This window comes from Aquimarina acroporae (genome assembly GCF_023195925.1).
Lineage (GTDB): Bacteria > Bacteroidota > Bacteroidia > Flavobacteriales > Flavobacteriaceae > Aquimarina > Aquimarina acroporae.
Genome location: NZ_JALPRE010000019.1, coordinates 88,540 through 105,330 on the forward strand (window position 1 = coordinate 88,540; position 16,791 = coordinate 105,330).

Annotated in this window: 15 protein-coding genes; 8 read left to right on the top strand and 7 right to left on the bottom strand. The window is 33.9% G+C overall.

The window, feature by feature from the left end; genetic code table 11:
- Window positions 1-33: 33 nt before the first annotated feature.
- Window positions 34-1,332: an MFS transporter gene (locus tag M0D21_RS21425; protein ID WP_248333328.1), complete on the top strand. Its 1,299-nt coding sequence runs from the start codon at window positions 34-36 to the stop codon at window positions 1,330-1,332.
- 43 nt (window positions 1,333-1,375) lie between these two features.
- On the opposite strand, the gene M0D21_RS21430 is transcribed toward M0D21_RS21425, so the two are convergent.
- Window positions 1,376-2,104 carry an SDR family oxidoreductase gene (locus M0D21_RS21430; RefSeq protein WP_248333331.1) on the bottom strand — a complete coding sequence of 243 codons (729 nt, stop codon included), beginning with the start codon at window positions 2,102-2,104 and terminating at the stop codon, window positions 1,376-1,378.
- 76 nt (window positions 2,105-2,180) lie between these two features.
- Window positions 2,181-2,627, bottom strand: coding sequence for an Lrp/AsnC family transcriptional regulator (locus tag M0D21_RS21435; RefSeq protein WP_248333333.1), 447 nt, complete (start codon window positions 2,625-2,627; stop codon window positions 2,181-2,183).
- Between the two features lie 143 nt (window positions 2,628-2,770).
- Between M0D21_RS21435 and M0D21_RS21440 the strand changes: the two genes are divergently transcribed.
- On the top strand, window positions 2,771-4,054 hold the full coding sequence (locus tag M0D21_RS21440) for a cystathionine gamma-synthase family protein (RefSeq protein WP_248333335.1): 1,284 nt from the start codon (window positions 2,771-2,773) through the stop codon (window positions 4,052-4,054).
- A 656-nt stretch (window positions 4,055-4,710) separates the two neighbouring features.
- Here M0D21_RS21440 and M0D21_RS21445 read toward each other — a convergent pair.
- The 5 genes from M0D21_RS21445 to prfB form a co-directional block, all read right to left on the bottom strand.
- On the bottom strand, window positions 4,711-5,136 hold the full coding sequence (locus tag M0D21_RS21445; protein ID WP_248333337.1) for a DUF2147 domain-containing protein: 426 nt from the start codon (window positions 5,134-5,136) through the stop codon (window positions 4,711-4,713).
- Window positions 5,137-5,260: 124 nt separating this feature from the next.
- A complete protein-coding gene (fumC, locus tag M0D21_RS21450) occupies window positions 5,261-6,658 on the bottom strand; it encodes a class II fumarate hydratase (RefSeq protein ID WP_248333339.1) in 1,398 nt (465 codons plus the stop codon).
- Window positions 6,659-7,067: 409 nt separating this feature from the next.
- Window positions 7,068-9,533: a TonB-dependent receptor domain-containing protein gene (locus M0D21_RS21455; protein ID WP_248333340.1), complete on the bottom strand. Its 2,466-nt coding sequence runs from the start codon at window positions 9,531-9,533 to the stop codon at window positions 7,068-7,070.
- A 171-nt stretch (window positions 9,534-9,704) separates the two neighbouring features.
- Window positions 9,705-10,046 carry an arsenate reductase (glutaredoxin) gene (gene arsC / locus M0D21_RS21460; protein WP_248333341.1) on the bottom strand — a complete coding sequence of 114 codons (342 nt, stop codon included), beginning with the start codon at window positions 10,044-10,046 and terminating at the stop codon, window positions 9,705-9,707.
- A gap of 4 nt (window positions 10,047-10,050) precedes the next feature.
- Window positions 10,051-11,149, bottom strand: a protein-coding gene (gene prfB, locus M0D21_RS21465; RefSeq protein ID WP_248333343.1) for a peptide chain release factor 2 whose coding sequence is annotated in 2 segments (ribosomal slippage) — window positions 10,051-11,085 and window positions 11,087-11,149 — 1,098 coding nt in all. Because the reading frame shifts where the segments join, the coding sequence is not laid out codon by codon here.
- 112 nt (window positions 11,150-11,261) lie between these two features.
- Here prfB and M0D21_RS21470 point away from each other — a divergent pair.
- The 6 genes from M0D21_RS21470 (at window position 11,262) to M0D21_RS21495 (ending at window position 16,489) form a co-directional block, all read left to right on the top strand.
- A complete protein-coding gene (locus M0D21_RS21470) occupies window positions 11,262-13,679 on the top strand; it encodes a zinc-dependent metalloprotease (RefSeq protein WP_248333345.1) in 2,418 nt (805 codons plus the stop codon).
- 112 nt (window positions 13,680-13,791) lie between these two features.
- A complete protein-coding gene (locus tag M0D21_RS21475) occupies window positions 13,792-15,015 on the top strand; it encodes a lanthionine synthetase C family protein (protein ID WP_248333347.1) in 1,224 nt (407 codons plus the stop codon).
- A gap of 190 nt (window positions 15,016-15,205) precedes the next feature.
- Window positions 15,206-15,409, top strand: coding sequence for a hypothetical protein (locus M0D21_RS21480; RefSeq protein WP_248333349.1), 204 nt, complete (start codon window positions 15,206-15,208; stop codon window positions 15,407-15,409).
- A 504-nt stretch (window positions 15,410-15,913) separates the two neighbouring features.
- Entirely contained in the window at window positions 15,914-16,099 is a 186-nt protein-coding gene (locus tag M0D21_RS21485) for a class IIb bacteriocin, lactobin A/cerein 7B family (protein WP_248333351.1), read from the top strand.
- Between the two features lie 44 nt (window positions 16,100-16,143).
- Window positions 16,144-16,305 (top strand): hypothetical protein, encoded by a 162-nt coding sequence (locus M0D21_RS21490; protein WP_248333353.1) that lies wholly within the window; start codon window positions 16,144-16,146, stop codon window positions 16,303-16,305.
- Between the two features lie 10 nt (window positions 16,306-16,315).
- A complete protein-coding gene (locus M0D21_RS21495; RefSeq protein WP_248333355.1) occupies window positions 16,316-16,489 on the top strand; it encodes a hypothetical protein in 174 nt (57 codons plus the stop codon).
- Window positions 16,490-16,791: the final 302 nt, after the last annotated feature.

The following is a 16,791-nucleotide window of genomic DNA, read 5'->3' on the forward strand; positions in this document are numbered from 1 at the left end:
TTTCTCAATCAAAGTATTTTTCCAATTTTACTAGTGAATTTTATAGGTATACTGGGTTATAGCATTGTAATTCCTATTCTTATTTTTATTGTCATTGATTTAGGAGGAAATGGTTTTATTTATGGTATACTGGGAGCAATGTACCCTTTCTTTCAATTGATAGGAGCTCCTGTATTGGGGAAACTGTCTGATCGTGTTGGAAGAAAAAAAGTCTTAATTATCAGTCAAGCGGGAACTTTTGTAGCGTGGTCATTATTTCTATTAGCCTTTATTTTACCCAAAATTAATTTGTGGGAAGCGACATCGGGGTTTACGGGCAATTACATAATTACATTACCTTTAATTTTAATTTTTGTAGCTAGAATATTTGACGGGTTTACTGGGGGTAATGTTTCTGTTGCCAATGCTTATTTATCAGATATATCAACAGATAATAATAGAGATAAAAATTTTGGAATGATGGGAGCTTCAACAAGTCTCGGATTTGTTCTTGGACCAGCTGTAGCAGGAGTATTAGCCTCAACATTTTTGGAGGAAGCACTTCCTATTATTCTAGCAGCACTAATATCGTTAATAGCTATTTTTGTTATTCTTTTTAGACTTCCAGAAAGTAATCCATGTGTAGTAGATACAGGAAATTTGAGTTTTAGATCCTTTAGACGTTTTTTTCAGGTAGAACATAAAGAATGTCATACCGGTCAATCAAATGAAAGTAGTAATGGTTTTCGAGATGTACTCAAAATAGATGGCATTCCTTTATTATATGCTGTTTATTTTCTAACCTTTTTAGCATTTAGTCTTTTTTATGCAGGATTACCTATTTATGCATCTACACTTTTAGAGTGGAGCTCAATAGAGTTAGGGATTTTTTTGGCATATTCTAGTGCTATTATGATTTTGGTACAGGGCCCGTTGTTATCATATTTGTCAGGAAAAGTTTCTAGCGTGAGTTGCATCATAACAGGTACCGTGTTATTATCATTAAGTTTTTATTTACTCTCTTTTTCTAGTATTGTAATCATGTATATCGCAATCACATTTTTATCTCTAGGAAATGGCTTAATGTGGCCAAGTTTTTTGTCGGTATTATCGAAAACCGGTACACAAAATTTACAAGGAGCAATACAAGGCTATGGAAATAGTATGGGGAGTTTTGCAAGTATTTTTGGCTTGGTTCTGGGAGGTGTTCTATTTGAGAGTATTCAGACCAGTATGTTTATTATAGGATCGGTAATATTCTTTCTTATTTTTCTTCTTATGGTTGCAAACCATTTTAAGACCAATACAGTAAAATCAAAAACCCATCAACAGAGTATAGAATTTACTAAGTAAAAACTTCTGTTAATGGGGTTGACTTTTTAAGTTGAATAGGGATTTAAACCTTTGGATTGGTTGCAAAAACAGTAGCTTCGGTTATAAACCCTCTGTCATCCATTTCTAGGAGACTAGATATGGTATGCGCTATTTCCTGTCCTCTAAGTTTCGTGTTTTGTTCTGCTTCTGTATATTGTTTTTCTGAAGTGTTAGTATCGACTCTGTTATCTGCAAAACTGGTCATTACTTCACTTGGGTTTACCTGCATTACTCTTATGTTATGAGGGCGCAATTCATTTCTCCAACTTTCGGTCATTCCTCTAAGAGCAAATTTGGTAGCAACATATGGTGACGCCGTAGGAGATCCTTTTAAAGAGGATGTAGAACCAATATTAATTATATTTCCATACTCTTGAGCTACAAAGTGCTTAGCAGATTCTTTGGCACATAAAGCAGCTCCCAGTATATTGGTTTTAAATTGGTCGGTAAATTTGTCTGCCTCAATATCAATAAGTTTAGATATATATCCGTAACCAGCATTGTTTACCAATACATTAAGACCATTCATTTTACTTTTAGCTTCACTTACCATATGGGCAACTTCATTTTCAAGAGTTACATCGGCTTTTATATAATCTATACCAAGTTCTTGAGCGGTTTGTTTTAAGGTGGTCTCATTTCTTCCAGAGATAATAACCTGAGCTCCTTTTTCTTTAAGTAATTTGGCGGTAGCCTTACCAATTCCAGAGTTTCCTCCGGTTATAAGTACTTTTGCGTTTGTAATGTTCATAGTAGTTGCTTCATTTAATTCCTTATCAAAGGTATTATATGAGTTCTAAATGTTTTGTTAAGTGGAATGCTATTTTTTATGGGATTGGCATAAATGAAAAATCTTTAACCTCGGTCATCACAAAGGAGCTCTGAACTTTAGAAATATTTTCTAATGATGCCAGTTTATTGGAAAGAAAATCCTGATAACTCTCCATATCTTCAGCATATATTTTTATTAAGTAATCAAACATTCCCGCCACATGATAACATTCTACGACTTCGGAAAACTGTTGAATATCCTTTTCAAACTTTTTTATAAAGTCCTTTTGGTGTTGATTTAGCGTAATGTTACAAAAAGCCATGAGTTGTAATCCAACTTTTTTTCGATCTAAGATTGCTTTATAAGATTTAATATACCCTTCACGTTCTAAACGTTTTACTCGTTCAAAAATAGGGGTAGTGGTTAGGTTTAATCGTTCTGAAATTTCCTTGATCGTTATTTTACCATTTTTTTGAAGTAAAAGCAATATAGATTTATCCAAAGAGTCCATAATATTTTTCTAGTAAAGTCTTTTCTGTTTAACTAAAATAGAAAATAATTCTTCTCAATAACTCAAATTTTATTTTTTATTCTTAATAAAGTGTAAAAAATGGTTTTTATTTCTTTTTGAATTACTTTTAAACCATGGAAAAACACGACTTTAACCCCGAGAGCTTAATGATGACATATGGTTATAAACCTGAGTTATCTGAAGGAGCTATAAAATGCCCAATATTTCAAACATCGACCTTTGTCTTTAAAACAGCCGAAGAGGGAAAAGCTTTTTTTGAGCTTGCCTATGGTTTACGTGAAAAATCACCAAAAGAAGAATTAGGATTAATATATAGTAGAATTAATAATCCGAATCTTGAAATACTGGAGAATAGATTATGTCTTTGGGATAAAGCTGATGATTGTGCTGTTTTTGAAAGTGGAATGTCGGCTATTAGTACAGTTTTATTAGAGTTTTTAAAACCTGGCGATCTACTGGTGTATAGTAATCCTTTATATGGAGGAACAGATCACTTTATCCAACATTTTTTAGATAAAATAGGAGTTCATACTATTGGAGTTATGCCAAACCAAAGTATCAAAGAAGTAACTCAAATGATTGAAGATTCTGGTAAAGCAGATAAGCTAGCCATGATTTATTTGGAAACTCCTGCAAATCCAACCAATGATATTGTTGATATTGATGGATTTGGTAACATTGCAAAAACCTACAGTACCGAAGATAAAAAGGTATTGGTTGCTGTAGATAATACTTATATGGGGCCACTATGGCAACACCCACTGCAGTGTGGTGCAGATTTGGTACTATATTCTGCAACAAAATACATAGGAGGACATAGTGATTTAATAGCAGGAGCAGTTCTTGGAAATGCAGAATTAATGATTCGGGTTAAAACGTTAAGAACATTTCTTGGAAATATGGTAAGTCCGCATACAGCCTGGTTAATGTTAAGAAGTTTAGAAACTTTAAAAGTGAGAATGGATCAACAAACGCAGAATGCTCAGATAGTTGCTGAATATTTGAAAGATCACCCTAAAGTGAATAAGGTTCATTATTTAGGATTACTAAAAGAGGGCACAGAAGCATTTGCGATTTATAAAAAACAATGTTCGGCTCCTGGGGCTATGGTTTCTTTTGATATCGTTGGAGGAGAAAAAGAAGCTTTTACATTTTTAAATAACCTAAAACTTATGAAACTAGCAGTTAGTCTGGGTAGTACAGAAAGTTTGGCTGAGCATCCTAAAACGATGACGCATGCTGGTGTAGATGAGCTTCAGAGAAAAGAAATGAAGATAACAGATCAATTGGTTAGATTGTCGATAGGAGTGGAGAGTGCCAAAGATTTGATTTGGGATTTAGATCAAGCTCTTGAAAAGGTAGAAGTTCCTGCTCAGGCAATTGTAGAAAAATCCTAAAACACGAATTTATGATAGTATTAAAAAAGCACGGTAATTACCGTGCTTTTTTGATTTACCCAATGTTTATAGGGGTTTTGAAGTTTTTTTACTTAATGCTAGGGGAAATTCCCCCTCCCAAATTTCGGGGTTTTTACCCATTGTTTGGTGTTGTTTTCAAACATACTTTTGTATCAGAAATTTAAAGCAACAATCACAATAATTAAAAATACACATAGAAATCATGAATTTATTCGGCATTAACTTCAACTTTATTCTAGAATTTGTAAAAGAATTACCAAAAGCTTCAAGTCACGCAATACATAGGTAGTATAAATATACGTGGTATCACGTATTTCATATAAGGCGAGTAAGCAATACTTTTACATCATCAAAATTTAGATAGTATATAACAACATTACATTGAATATTATGACACTCTTTAAAATCAATTTTAAGTTTATTCAAGAATTTTTGCAAGAATTACCAAAAGCTTGCAGCCACGCTATTCACAGATAGGAAATTGTAAAGACTTTGTTGGGGGACAAAATTTTGCAATTGGGGGAACTGAAATAGTAAGGAAAATAGGAAAACCGCATCTCCATGAGATGCGGTTTTTTGATATATCGTATTTGTGATGGTATGATTTTAGAATAAATTTTGCAATTAAAAACTTATTAATTCACTCTTTTTGCTTTAAATGTTTTGAATAGAAAGCTCTTGTATGCACGTATATAACAAAGGTCTTTATTTTCGCTATCTATCCAGACTTTAACTGTGTATATCTTTCCACTATCGGCATTATAAATTGTGCCTCCCGATAGAATTCCGTCTTTATAGGTGAGTTTTTCGAGAATATCGATACCCAGTAATGGGCGACTTCGTAGTTCTTTGTTGGGGTTTTTGTTATCCAAACCGTTGAAGTTTGATAACGGATTGGTAGCACGTTTGAATATTTTACCATAAAAAATATCTTGGACACGATAGATTTCTATAACCGAACCTCCTTGGATTTCCCATTTCCCAATATAGGTTTCTGGAGTAATTTCTGATGAAATCAGAAGAAAAGGTAATGTAAAAAGAACAATAAATTTTGCGAACATAACTTTACAATGATATTAAAATAATCTTTAATAAACCAAAGTAAAAGTATATCGAAGTGAAATTTACACAATAAAAAAAGCCCCGAATCCAATGAATACGGGGCTTTGGTAATAGTTTTAAAATTTATTTTAGCGAGCCAACCATATCTTCTGGTTTTACCCACTCATTAAATTCTTCTTCGGTAACGTATCCTAAAGCTATAGCTTCTTGCTTTAAAGTGGTTCCGTTTTGATGTGCAGTGTTTGCAATTTCAGCAGCTTTGTAGTATCCAATTTTGGTATTTAAAGCGGTAACTAACATTAAAGAATTATTCAATAACTCTGTAATTCTAGCTTGATTAGGCTCAATACCTTGGGCGCAATGTTCATCGAATGATACACATGCATCACCTAATAATTGGGCACTTTGTAAAAGATTAGCAGCCATAACCGGTTTGAAAACATTTAATTCAAAATGACCTTGCATACCTCCAACATTAATGGCTACGTCATTACCCAATACCTGAGCACATACCATTGTTAATGCCTCACATTGAGTAGGGTTTACTTTTCCTGGCATGATTGAGCTTCCTGGTTCATTTGCAGGAATGATTAGCTCACCAATACCACTTCTTGGCCCAGAAGCCAACATTCTAATATCATTTCCTATTTTATTTAAAGAAACCGCAAGTTGTTTTAAAGCACCATGGGTTTCTACAAAGGCATCGTGTGCAGCTAAAGCTTCAAATTTATTTTCGGCAGTGATAAATGGAAGTGCAGTAAACTGAGCAATAAATTCTGAAACTCTTTTTGCATAACCTTTTGGTGTATTAAGACCTGTACCTACAGCAGTTCCTCCTAGAGCTAATTCGGCAAGGTGAGGTAATGTGTTTTCTAAAGCTTTAAGGCCATGATCTAGTTGAGAAACATATCCCGATAATTCTTGACCTATGGTTAAAGGAGTCGCATCCATAAAATGCGTACGTCCAATTTTTACCACATCCTTAAACTCTTCAGATTTTTTCTTTAAAGTATCTCTTAGTTTGGTGATTCCAGGAATAGTGATTTCAACAATCTTTTTATATGCTGCTATATGCATTCCGGTAGGGAAGGTGTCATTTGATGATTGAGATTTATTTACATCATCATTGGGTTGTAATGTTTTATCTCCCTCGCCAATAGTTTTACCAGCAATTTGATGCGCTCTATTGGCAATGACTTCATTTACATTCATATTACTTTGCGTACCCGATCCGGTTTGCCAAATAACTAAAGGGAATTGATCATCATGTTTTCCTTCGAGGATTTCATCACATACCTGTGCAATGAGATCTCTTTTCTCTATAGGTAAAGCTCCAAGTTCACAATTGGTATATGCAGCGGCTTTCTTTAAATAAGCAAAGCCATATACAATTTCAAGTGGCATAGAGCCTGGAGCTCCAATTTTGAAATTGTTTCGTGATCTTTCGGTTTGTGCCCCCCATAATTTATCTGAAGGAACTTTTACCTCACCCATTGTATCTTTTTCTATTCTATATTCCATAGGTATGATGATTTGTTTTTTTTAAGAGTGCAAATTTAATCAATTACCACGCTTTTTTGAATAAAGATTCAGTTTTTTCTGGGCAAATGATGATGATTATAGAAATGAAAATAATTTATGTTTCTATTATGACATCTAAATAAGAGTTATTATCTTTGGCGAAAATAGAAAATTAGAATATTGTTATGTTTGAATTTGATCAGTATCTTGGCTTTTTAGCATTCTTAACTATCCTAACGATTGGATTTTGGTTAATGATCTTTTTGTTAACCTTCGTAATTCCTTACTGGATTATTGGTGCAAATATTGAAAACTTTAAGTTAAGAAGAGAAGCAAAGCGCAAAGCTAATCAATAAGCATATACAATTAACGTATATAAAAAAGGGAACCATAATGGTTCCCTTTTCTTTTATCCTTCAAACTCATCATCTCCTCCGCCAAAATTTCTTTGTGATCTTTGTCTCTTCTTTTTCTGGTTAAATCTGTAGGTAAAAGCAAGATTAAAACTTCGTTCTCTCCATTGAAACTCACTATCTGATATAAAAGTAGAAGTAGTCGAGGTACTTATTCGTTTTCTAGAATTAAATACATCGCTTACATTAAAGGTTAATGATGCTTTTTCTTTGAAAAGGTCTTTGCTAAAAGCAAGATTCATGCTAAAAATACCATCTGTTTTGGTTTGTGCATTTTCACCCGGACCTCTATAAAAGATGCTCGTTTGCCAGTCTATCTTTGCAGGAAGTGTCACTTTATTATTCATTCTGGCAAACCAGCTAAAATTGTCTGCATCTAAGTTTTCGCCATTGTTTTCACCTCTAACGCTATTTTGGAAAGCATTGAAATTACCATTTATTCTCCATTTTCTACTCGGACTATAGGTAAGTGTGAATTCAAATCCATAGCGATCAGAATTTGTTAGGTTTATCGGGGTTCTTCGTATTACCGGAACTTCGGTTCCAGGGTTGGTGTCGTCTGCACCAATAATAACCGTATCACCGGTGTCTTCAGAAATAAACGTAAATACCTGTGTAGAATGTGTATAGTAAATTGAAGTGTTTAGAGTGAGTTTCCCCATTCTGTTTAGATATCCAAAATCAAAAGCATTTGCATAACTGGGATCTAAATCTGGATTACCCTGAAATAAATTTGTAGCACTAGATCGTGAAGGGAAAGGGTTAATAAATCTAGATCTTGGCCTTCTAATTCTACGATTATACCCAAGAGTAAGACTTTGCTTTTCGGTGATTTTATACCCTAAATTAACAGTAGGGAAGAGGTCGGTATAATTTTTTCTACTAAAATTACCGCTGGTTTGTTGATCTATAATGATTCTTGTTGCTTCCATTCTTAGTCCAAGAAGAAACGATAGTTTTCCAAATTCACTACCAAGTTGCGAATACGCAGCATTTACCTGTTCACTATAGATTAAATTATTCGATAAATCTGTATCGGTAGTAATTACACTATTATCCTCGATTTGCACCAAGTAGTCAGTATCCAACTCATTAAAATTCCCGCGATAACCTAACTCAAATTGGCTCTTTTTACCAATAGGAAGTACATAATCTGCTTGTAACAAAATACGGTCCTGATCCTCAAGAGTATTTACCAGTTCTATTGCAGTAATATTCTCTTGTGTGATCCTAGAGCGCTCTTCTTCACTGCTATTTTCAACCTGAAAATCTAGAGTTAATTTATGCCCTTCATCATTAAAATCCTTTACATAGTTTAAGGAATATTGTTTGGTAATGTCATCTTCTACCTCTGGATCAAAACGAATGTTTTCACTTAAAATAGCACCATTACTATCAGGTTCTGTAATAATATTGGTGGTGTTACTCTTATTATCCTGTGATCTATATAGAAACGAGGTAGTTATCGACGAAGTTTCATTGATATACCATTCTGCTCCTATGTTGGTGTTAAATCCTTTTCTTTCTCTATCGAAATCGCGTTTTTCATTCAAAAAGGTGTCTGGATTATCAATACCGCTGTCATCTATATTGAAAAAACGATTTTCTGTTAGTGAATTACCAGGAACTTCTCGGTAATTATATCCTGAAGTGGTAAAGAAATTAAAATCACCAGTTCTATAATTTATGTTACCAGATACTCCTGCGGTAGTGGGGTATCCTCCGTTTACGGTGATAGCACCATTAAGTCCTTGTAATTTACTTCGTCTTAAAATAATATTTAGAATACCAGCTGTTCCCTCTGCATCATATCGTGCCGAAGGAGAAGTAATTACTTCTACACGTTCAATCGACTCTGCAGGTAATTGGCGAAGTGCATCTGTACTATTTAATCCTACCAACCCAGAAGGTTTTCCATTGATAAGAATCCTAACGTTATCATTTCCTCGTAATGCAACCGTACCTTCTACATCTACAGAAACTGAAGGTACATTGTCTAAAACATCACTTACCGTTCCTCCTCGAACTGTAAGGTCTTTACCCACATTATATATTTTTTTATCAAGTTTAATATCTACCGTGGTCTTTTCTGCAATGACAACAACATCATCTAAGGATTCGGTATCTAAAGCAAGTGTAATGGTGCCAAGATCGGTATTTTTGAAAAGCTTTCTTTTTGGAAGTGTTTGAGTTTTGAATGATATGTATTCAATTTTTATATCATAAACACCTTTGTTGATTTCAATATCAAATTTTCCTTGAGCATCGGTAATACCACCAGTAACGACTTTTTTCAGTTTTAGACTGTAAAATGAAATAGTAGCGTATTCGAGAGGGTCATTGGTGTCTTGATCCAGAACCGAACCGGTTAAACGAATTGGGGTGTTTGAAAATTCTCCTCTTTGTTGAGCAAATAGACTACTAGTGATTAACACTAGTAATACACATAATTTTTTTTTCATGAATTGATGTTAAAAAAGTGATTCAAAAGTATCAAAGGGCACGTGCAATGGGGTTAACGATCTGTTAATTGACTATACTTTATGATATGTTCAGCCCATTATCAAGATGCCCAATTCTTATTGGACTTTTGAAAAAAGAGAAGGTTTAAACCCAACTTCGTTAAAGTTAGGTTAAAGAATTTTTGTCACATTTTCAGGTGGTCTTCCTAGTACCGCTTTACCGTTTTTAATAACTATTGGGCGTTCAATAAGTTTTGGGTTTTGATGCATAATTGAGATAAGTTCAGCATCAGAATGTTCTTTACCCTTATAATTATCTTTCCAGATTTGTTCGTTTTTGCGGACCAATTCCAACGGAGAAATATCTAGAAGTTTAATAATACCTGCTAACTCTTTCTCTGTAGGAGGCGTTTCCAAATAATTTACGATTTGAATTTCTTCATTTTTATCTTCGAGAATGGCAAGAGTTTCTCTCGATTTTCTACATCTATTATTGTGGTATATAGTTGTCATAATTTTATTCTTCTATTTGTTGTCCCATCATCATTAGGTATGCCTTTAAAAAAGCATCTATATTTCCATCCATTACCGCATCTACATTTCCTGTTTCTTCTGCAGTTCTTACATCTTTCACCAATTTATAGGGGTGCATTACATAGTTTCTTATTTGCGATCCCCATTCAATTTTCATTTTAGAAGCTTCAATTTCATCACGTTGTGCCTGTTGCTTTTTCAATTCAAGCTCAAATAACTGTGATTTAAGCATCTGTAAGGCTTTTTCTCGATTGTCGTGTTGTGATCTCGAATCTGAGCATGAAATCTGAATACCTGTAGGGAAGTGAGTAAGTTGTACTTTCGTTTCTACCTTATTTACATTTTGTCCACCTGCACCACTTGACCTAGAAGTTATAATTTCATAGTCTGCTGGACTGATATCAATTTCTATACTGTCATCGGCCAAAGGATAGACATAGATAGACGCAAAAGAAGTATGACGCTTTGCATTACTATCAAAAGGAGAAATTCTAACAAGTCTATGTACTCCGTTTTCACCTTTTAACCATCCGAATGCATATTCTCCATCAATTTCTAAGGTTACCGTTTTTATTCCGGCAACATCGCCTTCCTGATAGTTTAGCTCTTTTACTTTAAAACCACGTTTCTCTGCCCACATCAGGTACATACGCATAAGCATGCTTGCCCAATCACAGCTTTCAGTACCTCCAGCACCAGCCGTAATCTGTAAGACAGCACTCATACTATCACCTTCATCACTAAGCATATTTTTAAACTCGAGCTCCTCGATAAGCTCCAATGCTTCGTTGTGTTTTTGGTCTACTTCTGTTTCCGAAGCATCTCCTTCTTTGAAGAATTCATAAAGTACTTCGAGATCATCTACCAGAGTCTCGCTTTTTTCGTAGTCTGAAACCCATTTCTTTTGCGCATTAAGTGAACGCATTAATTTTTCGGCTTCTTGAGCATTGTTCCAAAAATCGGGAGCAAATGTTTTTTCTTCTTCGTTGGCTATTTCAATAAGTTTGGCATCAACGTCAAAGATACCTCCTTAACGCAACCAGGCGCTTTCTTAGATCTTGTAAAGTATCTGTGTTAATCATTGCGATTCTAAATTTTTTGACAAAAATAGGATTTAACAATTCAGTAAGAAATAATTTTTACATTATTTTATAGTTTTAAAATCTTTCAAACTTCTTACACAAACTATCGTCAATGAAACAATTACTTTTAGGGTTATGTATTGTAATTTACAGCACCACTTCGGCACAATTTTTAGAGAAACATAAAAATTTAAAACCGTATCAAGGATATTTTAATTTTCATTATAATGAAGACAAAGATGAAATTTACCTAGAAGTAGAGAACCTTGACAAAGAGTTTCTTTATGTGCATTCTCTTACCACTGGTTTAGGATCTAATGACATCGGTCTAGACCGGGGTCAGATAGGAGATGGAGTAGTAGTGAAGTTTATTAAAAAAGGAAATAAATTGCTGTTGGTACAACCTAATCAACGATATAGAGCTATTACCAATAATGTTCTGGAAAAAAGAAGTGTGCAACAAGCATTTGCCAAATCGGTATTATTTGGTTTTGAAATAAAAGAATCAAATGATAAAAGATACATCATAGATATTACACCCTTTTTGTTACAGGATACGCATGGTGTGGCTTCTCGTTTAAAAAGACAAAAAGAAGGTAAATACAGTGTAGACCTGTCAAAAAGTGCATTAAGTTTAGAGCGAACCAAAGGTTTTCCTAAAAATGTTGAGTTTGAGGCATTGCTAACTTACAAGGGATCAGCAACTGGGCAAAATATAAGATCGGTAGCGCCTAATTCTCAATTTCTTACGGTAACTCAGCATCATTCTTTTGTAGAGTTACCAGATAATACATATCAAAAAAGAGAATTTGATCCTCGAAGCGGGGCTTTGTTTATTAGTTATTTGGATTACTCGACTCCAATTCAGGAACCCATTGTAAAGAGATATATAAGAAGACATAGGCTAGAGAAAAAGAACCCTGATCAAACGCTAAGCGAAGCGAAAGAACCAATAATATATTATTTAGATCCAGGTACTCCAGAACCCGTAAGGTCAGCATTACTAGATGGTGCCAGATGGTGGAACCAGGCCTACGAGGCTATAGGATTTAAAGATGCTTTTCAGGTAAAAATGCTACCCGAAGATGCGGATCCCATGGATTTAAGATATAATGTAATTCAATGGGTGCATCGTTCTACAAGGGGTTGGAGCTACGGGGCTAGTGTTATCGATCCCAGAACAGGAGAAATTCTTAAAGGTCATGTTAGTTTAGGAAGCTTACGAATTCGTCAGGACTTTTTGATTGCTCAAGCATTATTAAATCAGCCTTTTAAAGATAATGATGATAATTACAAACCAATGCTAGAAATGGCACTGGCAAGAATTAGACAACTTTCTGCTCACGAAGTAGGACATACTATCGGTTTTGCTCATAATTTTGCAGCAAGTACTAGTGGCAGAGCTTCTGTGATGGATTACCCGCATCCTACAATTACTCTCAAAGATGGAAAGGTAAATTTGTCAAATGCTTATGATACAAAAATCGGGGATTGGGATAAGGTAACCGTCGCCTATAGTTATTCGCAATTTGGAAGTGGAGAGAATGAAAAAGAGGCACTCAATAAAATTTTGGATAAAGCATACACTTCTGGACTTCGTTTTATTTCAGATAGTGATGCAAGACCGTTAGGAGGTGCGCATGAATTGGCGCATCTTTGGGATAATGGAAAAGATGCTTCTGAAGAATTGCAGAATGTTATGAATGTGAGAAGAGTAGCCATAGAAAATTTTTCGGTTGATAATATTAGAACAGGAGAACCTTATTCTGTTTTAGAGGATGTTTTTGTGCCTTTGTATTTTTTTCATCGTTATCAAACTGAAGCTACTAGTAAGTTAATAGGAGGTCTTAATTACAATTATGCTACTAAAGGTGATAAGCAAACAGTTGTTGAAGTTATAGCTCCTAAAAAACAACGAAATGCACTTCAAAAAGTGCTGCAGACATTATCTCCTGAGAACCTTGTAATTCCAAAGGAGAAATTATCATTATTTCCTCCTAGAGCTTTTGGATATGGAAGAACCCGAGAATCTTTCAAAGGAAAAACTGGGGTAGGGTTTGATGCTTTAGGAGCCGCTTCGACTGCTAGTGATATGAGTTTAACCTTGTTGTTACATCCAGAAAGGGCATCTAGACTAGTACAACAAAAGAGTTTAGATAATAAACAATTAGGGTTGAACGAATTGTTGGATACCTTAATAGAAACTACGTTTAAGAATAATTCTTCAAATAATTACTATAATGAAATTAGGCACGCTATAAATACAAATGTGTTGAAACACCTTATGAATCTTAGTAAAAGTAAAAAAACACATACACAAGTGAATGCTATTGCCTATGATCAACTCCTTAAGTTATCATCGTTTTTAGGAAATAGTAAAGAACAGGGGGTGACTAAAATATATAACACGTTCTATATAAAACAAATAAATGATTTCTTAAAGCGACCTGAACTTTTTGAAGTGTTGCCCTCTCCTAAAATACCAGATGGTTCTCCAATAGGAAGTTTCAAGTGTAGTTCGAGTTTTTAGTATAGTTGATTCCGGAATTTCGAGTAATAAGATTTGATGTTAATAGTAATTGCACACTATATTTATCCCAAAACTAGATCGGGCATTTGGCTAGATCAATACTTTATTTTATATGAGTTTAGAAGTTCGACTTAACCAAAAGTTAGAGGAAATACATTCTATTTTAGAGGAAAAATACCTTGAAAATAAACAAATAGGAGTACTTTCTGGTATTTCAGGGATTTCATTATTTCAGTTTTATTATTCAAAGTTTAAAGATAATGATGAGTATGCCGATAAAGCTGCAGAGACCATAACTAAGGCGCTTGAGTCTATAAACGAAGGATATGTATATCCTACATTTTGTGATGGCATTGCTGGTGCTGCTTGGGTAGTTGAGATATTGAAAGAAGAAGAGTTTATAGAACTTGATGATGATTTTCTTTCCTCAGGGATAGATGAATATTTAGTGCGAATGATGAAATCTGATATTGAAGAAGGTAATTTTGACTTTCTTCATGGAGCATTAGGATACGGATATTATTTCTACAAGCGCTATTTAAAAACTACATCCAACGATTTAAAAATTGGTTACAAAAAACACCTTGATTATTTAATAAATTGTTTAAAAGAAACTGCTAAATCACATTCGAATGGAATTTGGTGGGAATCGGTATTAAAGAGGGAAGAAGGGTTAAAAGGTTGCAATTTAAGTTTATCTCATGGTATGTCAAGTACGATTAATTTTTTGGCTAGATTGGCAGAACATGATGATTTTAAGGAAGATATCATAGGTCTTATACGACAAGCTTCCTACTATTTAACCAGTTGCAAAAACACTGATTCTTCTCTTACAGCTTCATTTCCAAATTGGGTACTTAATGAACAACCAGAAAATGGTGGTTCTAGATTAGCATGGTGTTATGGTGATTTGGGTATTGGAATGTCTCTTTTGAGGGCTGCGGAAGTTTTAGAGGATAAAGAATTATATCAAAATGCATTAGAAGTTTTGCTACGTTCCACAAAAAGAACAGATATTAAAGAAGCTGGTGTTGTTGATGCAGGGCTTTGTCATGGTTCATACGGAATTTTACAAATTTATAATCATCTTTTTAAGAAGACCAAACATAAAGATTTTAAAGATGCAGCAGATTTTTGGATTAAAGAAGCTATATCGATGGATTTTCATAAGGATGGATATGCGGGATATATGCTTTGGAGAGGTGGAGGTGAAGATAAGGTGACTTGGAAACCAGAAATTAATTTACTTGAAGGGATTGCGGGAATAGGACTCTCTATTTTATCATATTTAGACCCTTTTGAGACCAAATGGGATGAATGTCTAATGATTGGGTAGTTGTTAATTCTTCTTTATCTGTATTTACTATCATAAGTAAAAAAACTCTTCTAATTAAAATAAAACGGGATTCCAGAAAATCGATCGTTTTTCTGGAATACGCTAGATTACAGTTTTATTAGTGCCTAGTATCATACTAAGTTTGTTAGTGTTAAAGCGCTTGAATTTTGTTTAATTAAAATTTAAAATCATGAAAAACAAAAAAAAACTTAGTCTAAAAAAAATGAAAGTTACGCAACTTAATAATGTACGAGGAGGTAATGTTTATACACAAACTAGGCCGGGAATTACAGAATTAACGGACTCCTTAAGATTTGATTGTTTCCCTAGTGGTCTTACTTATAAGTTTTGTGATGATAAAACAGTTCCGGTTACAAATCCCACTATCTGTTAATAATTGATAATTCCAATATTGTTATATACTTCAAAAACGCCTAAATAGAGTTTAGGCGTTTTTTTATTCTTATAATTTTAAATAGATCGATTTTCTAGAATCTTAAATTTAGCCATTTTGAAAATGTAAAATTACCTCACTCATAGATCCAGTAAGCAAGCTAGAATAATTATCAAATTCGGCATGTCTAAATGGTGTGCTGAGTTGGCAAGAAATAGAATTGTAGATCACTTTTTTTGATCTGCTAATATACTATTGTCAGAGTTTAATTACTTTGAGATTTACTAGCGTCTGAAATTTTTCAGGCGTTTTTTAATATATACTTTTTGAAAATGTCATGTTCTCATTTTTAGATGGTTAAATCTAAACCGTATTCCAGAAAAACGATCGTTTTTCTGGAATACGCAATGTTAAGTGTTGTCTTTAAGCTGCTTCAAGTTCTATGTTTGTTGATAACAAAGCGCTTTATTTAAAATAATGTTTAACAATTTAAAAATTACAAAAATGAGAGATTTAAAATTTAAAGAAATCGAAGTTGTTTCTGGAGGCCCTGTGGTATTTGCAATTCCTGCAGCAGTAAAAGCCGTTGCTGCTGTCGGTGCTTTAGTTGGAGGTGCTATAACTGGTGGGCATGCCGTTGGTAAAGTCATTGGAGAAACAGCACAAAGAATGCATGAGGCCAAAAATTAATAGGTTGATAATTAAAAAATAAATAATTCTTTAAAACATTTAAAATGAGAGATTTAAAAATAAATGAAGTACAAGAAGTAAGTGGAGGTCCTGCACCATTAATTGGATACATAGCAGCAATTGTTCTAGCAGATGTAGCTTTGATTTCAGTTACTGCGGGTATGCTTGCTGGAGCCCAAGATCAGGCAAAAAAGTCTAAAAAATAAATTTTAAAAAATGAGAGACTTAACAAATAGTGAATTATCACATGTAAATGGAGGTACAGAAGTAAGTGGTCAAGCTTTAGTAGCTACTGCAGTAGCTGTTGCAGCAACGGCTGCAACTGGTGTAGGAGCAGTTGGTATAGCGGTGATCTTAATAAATGCCGCTATTGAAATATATGATAATTGATCTAATAAGAAGAGGAGGTGGTTTTTTAAATCACCTCTTTTTTTAAGAAAACAATAAATACTTTAAAATAAAATACAACCGAGTATACTCTAAAAGATATGCCATGAAAAATAAAAAGAGAACTATTTTGTGTTTAAATAAAAATGCGATTTCAAAACTAGGATTAAAGAAGGTTCAAGGAGGAGTGCATACATCTTGTACACCTTTATGTAATGAACAGAAAAAAAATTACTTTCTAAACCTATAGTTCTGGTACGATGAGTTCAAATTTATTTCGTAGGGAAGCTATAGCGAATAATACA